Genomic DNA, 7,325 nt, shown 5'->3' with positions numbered 1-7,325 from the left:
TTCTCCTCAAAATATAAAGGATATTCTGGTTAAAAATTTGGATGATCCTCATGATAATTTAAAAATAGATTTCTTCGATTTTAATGAGTTTAATTATTTGCTACTGTTATGCACGGATAAAAATATGGTATTGGGCTTCTTTAAGGATAATGGTAATTATGATCAAAATAGATTGTTAACTTCAACGAATGATGATTGTATTAAGTGGGCTAATGAGCTTTTTGAAAACTTTAAAAAAGAGAATATGTAAATGAGTATTAATCTACTCATTTATAATAATTTTCCAAATATTCTTTTAAATCGCTGATTGCTATTCTTTCTTGAGCTTCTGTGTCTCTGTCTCTCACAGTAACCATATTGTCATCTTTTGTTTCATAATCTACAGTTACAGCAAGTGGAATACCGATTTCATCAGCTCTGGCATATCTTTTACCGATTGTATTACCTTCATCATATTCGACTTTAAAACCGGCTTCTCTTAGTGTATTATTTAATTCAATAGCAATTTCTGGAAGTCCGTCTTTTTTAACAAGAGGATAAACTCCAACTTGCACTGGAGCAACGGATTTTGCAAATTTAAAGTAATCTTTACCTTCAGTTTCTGTAAATGAATGTAATAATACGGAATAAACAATACGGTCGATACCAAAAGAAGGTTCAATTACATGAGGAATTATTTTTTCACCGGTAACGTCTTCTTCCACTTCTTCAATGAGGAGCAATTCCTCTTCTACTTCATATGTATTGTCTAATTCAACAACGTATTTTCCATTATTTTCTAAAGCGGAGATAATTTCTTCAGGGTCTGCCTCTTCAATAGCCTGTTTTACTTTAGGTGAATCTCCTTTAAATACAGGTCCGAATTTAGACAGATTAGGTTTAACAATGGTTTTTTTAACTTTTTTAGGTTCATCATATTCTTTGAAGACATATAATTCATCGTTACTGAATTGGGAGTGTGAAGATAAGTCATAGTCTCCCCTATCGGCAATACCTATAATCTCAACCCATCCGTATTTGTCGGTTTTAACTTCAACATCCCAACAGTCAAGAGCATAATGAGCCATTTCTCCGGCCAAGTGTTGGCGGAATCTTAAAACTTCATTTGGTATTCCAATCTCATTTAAAAATTTACGTGCTAAATATAATTGGTAAATTAACATTTCATTAGCTACAATTCCTTTTTCAAGTGCTTCACGGGCAGTAATTTCTAAAGGTTCCAAATCATTTTCCTGAACTTCCTGTGAATTTAGCCTTAAAATTTCATTTTCAATTTGTGAAAATTTAGGGGTGGTTTTATCTTCAGGGTCTAAAAAGATTTCAGCCTCTGCTTGTGTGAATTCCCTGAGTCTTATAACTCCTTGTCTTGGGGAAATTTCATTTCTGTAAGCTTTTCCCAATTGCACTGCACCAAATGGGAGTTTTCCTCTGAAAAACCTTTCAAGACGTTTAAATAAAATGAATATTCCCTGCGCAGTTTCGGGCCTCATATATCCTACTTTATTTCCTTTAGCACCTATTTGGGTTTTGAACATTAAATTATAATCCCAAATTTTGGCTAAATCTCCTCCACATTCAGGACATTTGATATTGTTTTCCTCTACGATTTTATCCATTTCGCTATTTTCAAGGCTTTCAACATCTTGCCCGATAGCTTCCTCAATGATATGGTCTGCTCTGTAAACTTCTCCACAGCTTTCACATTTTGTCATTGGGTCTGTAAAGTTATCAACGTGACCGGATGCTTTAAGGACTTCTTTAGGCATTACTGTCGGTCCTTCTATTTCATAGAATCCTTCGCCAGAAACATATTGCTTTCTCCATTTCTGCATAATGTTATTTTTTAAACTTGCTCCTAGCGGGCCATAATCAGTAAATCCGGATACTCCAGAGTATATTTCAAATGATGGCCATAAAAATCCTCTTTTTGCACTTATATTAGTCATTTTGTCATGATTCATAAATATTAACTTCCATTTATTTTTTTAATTCGTAATCTAATTTAACTCTACTACTTTCAGGTTTTGTCTGTCCCATATATTTACTGTTTCTATCAGGATGTCCGTATGGCAATTCTGAGGGTGTTGTCATTGTTTCAAAAACAATTTGACATACTCTTTGACCGGGATAAAGAGCAACAGGCATTGCTCCGATGTTTGAGATTTCAAGTGTAATGTTTCCTTCAAATCCCGGATCAATAAAACCTGCAGTTACGTGCATTGTAACACCAAGTCTTCCTATGCTTGAACGTCCTTCTACACGAGCCACAATATCATCAGGAAGTTTAACGTATTCTGCGGTTGTAGCCAATGCAAACTCGTTTGGGTGAATTATAAAAGCATCTCCTTCAGGAACTTTAATTTCTTCCATGCAGGATGCAATTTCTTCTTCATCTTTCGGATCAATATATGCTTTTCTAATTACCTTAAATACTTTAAATTCATCTCCCAATCTCATATCAACAGAAGATGGTTGTATTTGCTTTTCATCTATGATGGGATTAATAACGATTTTCCCATCATCCAAATATTCTCTTATAGTCTTATCACTTAAAATTGCCATTTTATCACATAATCATTTTATTCTTCAATCAAGTTATACATTCTATTGACAACTCCATCAATAGTTTTATCATTATAATTCACATCAATAGCGTCAAATTTGCAGGAATTAGCACAAAGTCCACATCCTCTGCATTTGTCTTGATTTATAATTATTTTGTCATTTTCTAAACTGATTGCATCAAACATGCAAATGTCTTTTAAACATTTTAAACAGTTTTTACATTTATCTTCATTCCATGTTACTTTAAGACCATCTAATCTGTATATTTTTTTAGCTATGTCGTCATGTAAATTAGGAACAACATTCCAAAGACAGCAACACGGACAGCAGTGGCAGATTGTTAGTAACCCTTCGTCAGGCCTAACATTCATCCATACTGAATCTATTTTATTTCTTCCAATAAGATGGCTTAATCCTGCAGCATCTGCTTTATCAACATGAGCCAGTGCTTCTTCGACTGTTGCGTCATGACCTACTGTTCTTGGAATTTTTCTGCTTGTCGGACCAAGAAATATGCATCCAATATCGTGAGGATAATCTTCACATTTGCTTGAGGTTCTACAAAGGCATGTCTCCATTATAACAATATCATCACATTTTTTAATGACATCCTTTATTACCTGAGTAGGTAAAAATTCTGTTCCTTCACTTTCTATCTTTTTATTTATTTTTAGCGTATTTGGAATAATAACAACATCATCTTTTTCAAATAGCATTTTATTTATTACTTTTTTAGCTATTTTCGATTTTTTTGTCAGTCCAGCAATCCTAAATCTCCAGTTAAATATTCTGTTAACTACAAATATGCTGATTTCTGCAAAACTTTTTCTTCTCATATTACCCCATTTTGTTTTTTAGTCTTCTAAGTATACCTTTAAATGTATGTGCTTCTCTTCCTGTAATGAATGCTCTATTAATAATATTTTTAAATGTCTTTAAACCATTTTTCTTTTTATGCTCGGGAATATCAAGAATATTTATTAAATCGGTCATGTCTTTTATTAAATATTCTTTTTCAAGTGAAGAACTTTCTTCAAGTCCTTCGACAGGAAATTCGTGCTTATTTTTAAATAATTCATAAAATATTATTGCCGCTGCATGTGAAATGTTTAAAATAGGATATGTTGGATCCGTTGGAATGGAAACACATATGTCACATCCTTCTATTTCTTTGTTTGAAAGCCCATCACCTTCTCTTCCAAATAATAATGCAATTTTATTATTAATATTAATGCTTTTGGATAGTTGTTCTGGTCTTAAAGGGATTCTTGATAGATTATAGCTTCCTCCAGCAATTCCTGTTGATGCAATTTTAAAATCTATTCTTTTGGATTGATAAAATTCATCAAGGCTTGGATAAACTAAGGCATTTTCAACAATGTATTTGCCATGTGTTGCCTGATAATATGCTTCTGGAGTTAATTTTGGAGGATTAATTAAAACCAAGTTCTTTAATCCAAAATTTGCCATTGTTCTTGCAAGAAATCCAATATTTCCAGGAGTTTCACATTCAACAAAAACGACATATATATTACTTTTAAATAAGTCTAGTTCGTCATCCTCTTCTTTTTTAGTTTGCTGCAAATCCTTAATGGCTAATGACTGTCCTCTAGATTTTGCTTTTTTTGTAGAAGTTGATTTTTTTTCAGCTTTTTTTTCTTCTTCAGGTGAACTGACTGGTGTAGTTTCAACTACTTTCTGTTCACTTACGGCAGCATCTCCCATTCAATCAACTCCATATTCTTTTATTCGTATGATTTTTCCAATAGCTCTAGAATATGCATTACTTTAACATTCTCTTCATTAATATCGTCCAATCCGTCTTGAAGGTTTCTTTGACAAAATGGACAGATTGTAATTACCGCATCAGCATTAGTATCTTTAATCATGGATGCTTTGGCTTTTGAAAGTTCCATTGCAATTTCTGGCCTTCCGGATTTTATTCCTCCGCCTGCACCGCAACATTGGCAAGGATAAAGCATTTCTTCAAATTCAACACCGGGGACTTTCTCGATTATTTCCCTAGGCTGGTCTTTAATACCCTGGCCTCTGGCCAAATGGCATGGGTCATGGTAGGTAACTTTCATATTCACTTCTTTCATTTTACTGGTATCAAGTTTATCAACCAGAAATTCACTTATATCCATTACATTAAGCTTAGAACCAAATTTAGGATGATCATTTTTAAGTGTAGCACCACAACCGGAACATAATGTAATGACAGTATCATAATCTTTGAAAACTTCTTTATTTTTATCAACTAAACTTTGAACAAGTTCTGTCTGTCCTGTCCTTAAAAGTGGAGAACCGCAACATACCTGTCCTTCAGGAATATCGATTTTAATGTCATTGGCTTCAAGAACTTTAAGCAAGCTATGTCCTATTTTCTGTAGTTTATTGTCTAACATACAGCCGGTAAATAAGGCTACATTGGATTCATTATAATTGTCCACTTGACTGATGAAGCTTTCACCGTCAACACTAACTGACCTGCCGGTTTCTTTAATGTTGTCATTGAATGCAACATGTTCCGGCAGCGGACCTAAGTTTTCAGAACATGCGATGGCTCTCATTTTTTCAATCGCATCTCCGAAGGTATTAATGTTTTTAGGACACACTGCTAAACATTTTCCGCAGCTGGTACAGTTATACAAGCCCTCGTCCAAACCATCTTTCAAACGATTTAAATCTTCACGAGGGTCTGATTCAAATTTGGATATGTATCTCATTATATATGGTCCACCAAATTCTTCAGTTGCAATGTTAACAACAGGACAGCTTGAAAGACAGGAATAACATTCAATACAGCTTCTAACTTTTTTGGTTTTAAGAGTTTCTTCTTTTGTTATGCTTGTATTAAGTTCATCATGATTTTGTGAATGTAAATTTAGCTGCAAGTCTTTAACTTTATTTTCTATTCCGCTTTTATCAACAATTAAATCTTTAATAACTGGAAACTTCAGAGGCTCGATTATTGCATTGTCCTTAATCTCTTTTTGACATGCGAGTGCACCGTTCCCATTTAATAAAACTCCGCAGGACCCACATTGTCCCGCTCTACATGAACTTCTAAAGCTAATATCCGCATCATATTTTTCGTTAATGGCTTGAAGAGCATCCAAAACCATCATTTGCGGTTTTTTTTCAATTTCATAACACTCCATATGAGGTTCATCATCTACTTCTTTATTGAACCTGGAGACATAAACCTTAATCATCATTTCTCCCTCTTTATAAAGCTAGTCATAATAATTATAAATTTATAATATATTTATCTTTATTATTATATAGATTTTTACTTATAAAAAATAGTGAAATATCGCTGAAAAAATAAAATTCATAATTTCTGAGAATTTCTTAAAAAGGAGTTATTTTCTTTTTTCTTCTAAAATTACGACTTTTTCTTCTATAATTTCGATTTTTTCTTCCATAAGGTTATCACCATTTAAAATAGTTTTTGCTATAATATATGTGATAATGGAAAATACTACTTCACTTATTGTTATTCCAATCAAAACACCTACTCCTGAAGTTAAAATTGAGGATAACAATGCAATGATTATTATTTGAAAAATTATCAATGAATTTGTTAATATTAATGAATGATAACTTTTTCCAATTCCATCTAACATTTTATTTGATATTTTTGATACCTCTTTAGCAGATACTATGACAATTCCAAATAATGCAATATAAAATACTGATGTTTCAACTCCTGTAACAGAAAATAAAGCAAATCCATAATCTCTTATAATGAAAAATACTATAGTACAAGTTAGAGAAATAATTAATGAGTATTTAAGTGAGTAATTATATATTTCTTTTAATTTTTGGATTTTGTTTGCACCAAATAGCTGTCCACAAATTGTTACTAATGACCTATCGAATCCTTGATGTGGGGTTGTGATTAATATTTCAATTTGTGATGCTGTTGAATATAGTAATACTCCAATTTGACCAAGTTGTGCGATTAAGATTCTATTAATATACATCGTGTAAAAACTCCATAACATATCCATGATTAAATTTGGAATAGCTACTATAAATATTTCATAAACAATACCTAGTTTAAAATACTTTAAGTTTAAAATAACTTCGGTTTTTCCACTTAAATATAAATATAAGAAATAAATAACTGAAATTGATGTGGATATTATTGTTGCATATGCTATACCTGCAACCCCCCAATTAAAAACAAAAATAAAAAGCGGATCCAAAATTAAATTTAAAATATTGGTTATAATAAGTACGATGGTTGGTGTTCTTGTATTTCCTTCTGCTTGAAGAGTGCTTACAAATAATTTTGAAATAAGAAATATAAATGAAAATATAAATATTGGAGTTAAATAATCAATTGCTAAATCAATGGATTTGGTAACACCCATTATATTCAATATATTTTTTAAAAAGGGTATAATTAATATTAAAACTACACCTAGTATGATACAAGTCATAATACCATGCAATATTGAATTATAGGAATTTTTATAGTCTTTTTTACCTATTTCTCTTGATATTATTGAATTAGTTCCAGTACCTATTGATTCTCCAAATCCTGTTATTAGTTTAAATAATGGATGAGCAACACCAACTGCGAAAAATGCTTCGGGACTCATTTGTGATACCCAAAATAAATCAACCATTGAATAAAATGCATTAAACAGTGAAAGAAGAAAAATGGGTGTAGAAAGTTTCCAAAATGCATTCTTTGGATTATTTATTATATCTATATTTTTAGTCATTATTTATTATAGTTTGTT

General features: G+C 31.8%; 7 protein-coding genes. 1 reads left to right on the top strand and 6 read right to left on the bottom strand.

Translation table 11 applies throughout. The features are described 5' to 3' along the window. Nucleotides 1–250 (top strand): transcriptional regulator FilR1 domain-containing protein (locus ACKI3Q_RS03450; RefSeq protein ID WP_407414283.1); only part of this gene is annotated, 250 nt, incomplete at its 5' end. Between the two features lie 16 nt (nt 251–266). Here ACKI3Q_RS03450 and glyS read toward each other — a convergent pair. From glyS to ACKI3Q_RS03420, 6 genes are all read right to left on the bottom strand, one after another. Next, nucleotides 267–1,961 carry a glycine--tRNA ligase gene (gene glyS, locus ACKI3Q_RS03445; protein WP_407414281.1) on the bottom strand — a complete coding sequence of 565 codons (1,695 nt, stop codon included), beginning with the start codon at nt 1,959–1,961 and terminating at the stop codon, nt 267–269. 16 nt (nt 1,962–1,977) lie between these two features. Continuing rightward, a complete protein-coding gene (dcd, locus tag ACKI3Q_RS03440; RefSeq protein WP_407414279.1) occupies nt 1,978–2,562 on the bottom strand; it encodes a dCTP deaminase in 585 nt (194 codons plus the stop codon). Nucleotides 2,563–2,579: 17 nt separating this feature from the next. Next, a complete protein-coding gene (locus tag ACKI3Q_RS03435) occupies nt 2,580–3,401 on the bottom strand; it encodes a DUF362 domain-containing protein (protein WP_407414277.1) in 822 nt (273 codons plus the stop codon). 1 nt (nt 3,402) lies between these two features. Continuing rightward, nucleotides 3,403–4,290 (bottom strand): TrmJ/YjtD family RNA methyltransferase, encoded by an 888-nt coding sequence (locus tag ACKI3Q_RS03430; protein WP_407414275.1) that lies wholly within the window; start codon nt 4,288–4,290, stop codon nt 3,403–3,405. A 20-nt stretch (nt 4,291–4,310) separates the two neighbouring features. Next, entirely contained in the window at nt 4,311–5,783 is a 1,473-nt protein-coding gene (gene tfrB, locus ACKI3Q_RS03425) for a fumarate reductase (CoM/CoB) subunit TfrB (protein ID WP_407414273.1), read from the bottom strand. A gap of 150 nt (nt 5,784–5,933) precedes the next feature. Then, nucleotides 5,934–7,307, bottom strand: a complete 1,374-nt coding sequence (locus ACKI3Q_RS03420; RefSeq protein WP_407414271.1) for an MATE family efflux transporter — start codon at nt 7,305–7,307, stop codon at nt 5,934–5,936. Nucleotides 7,308–7,325: the final 18 nt, after the last annotated feature.

It is taken from the genome of Methanobrevibacter sp. (assembly GCF_045636185.1).
Lineage (GTDB): Archaea > Methanobacteriota > Methanobacteria > Methanobacteriales > Methanobacteriaceae > Methanocatella.
The sequence above is the reverse complement of the archived record's forward strand: the minus strand, read 5'-3'. Positions and strand labels throughout refer to the sequence as shown.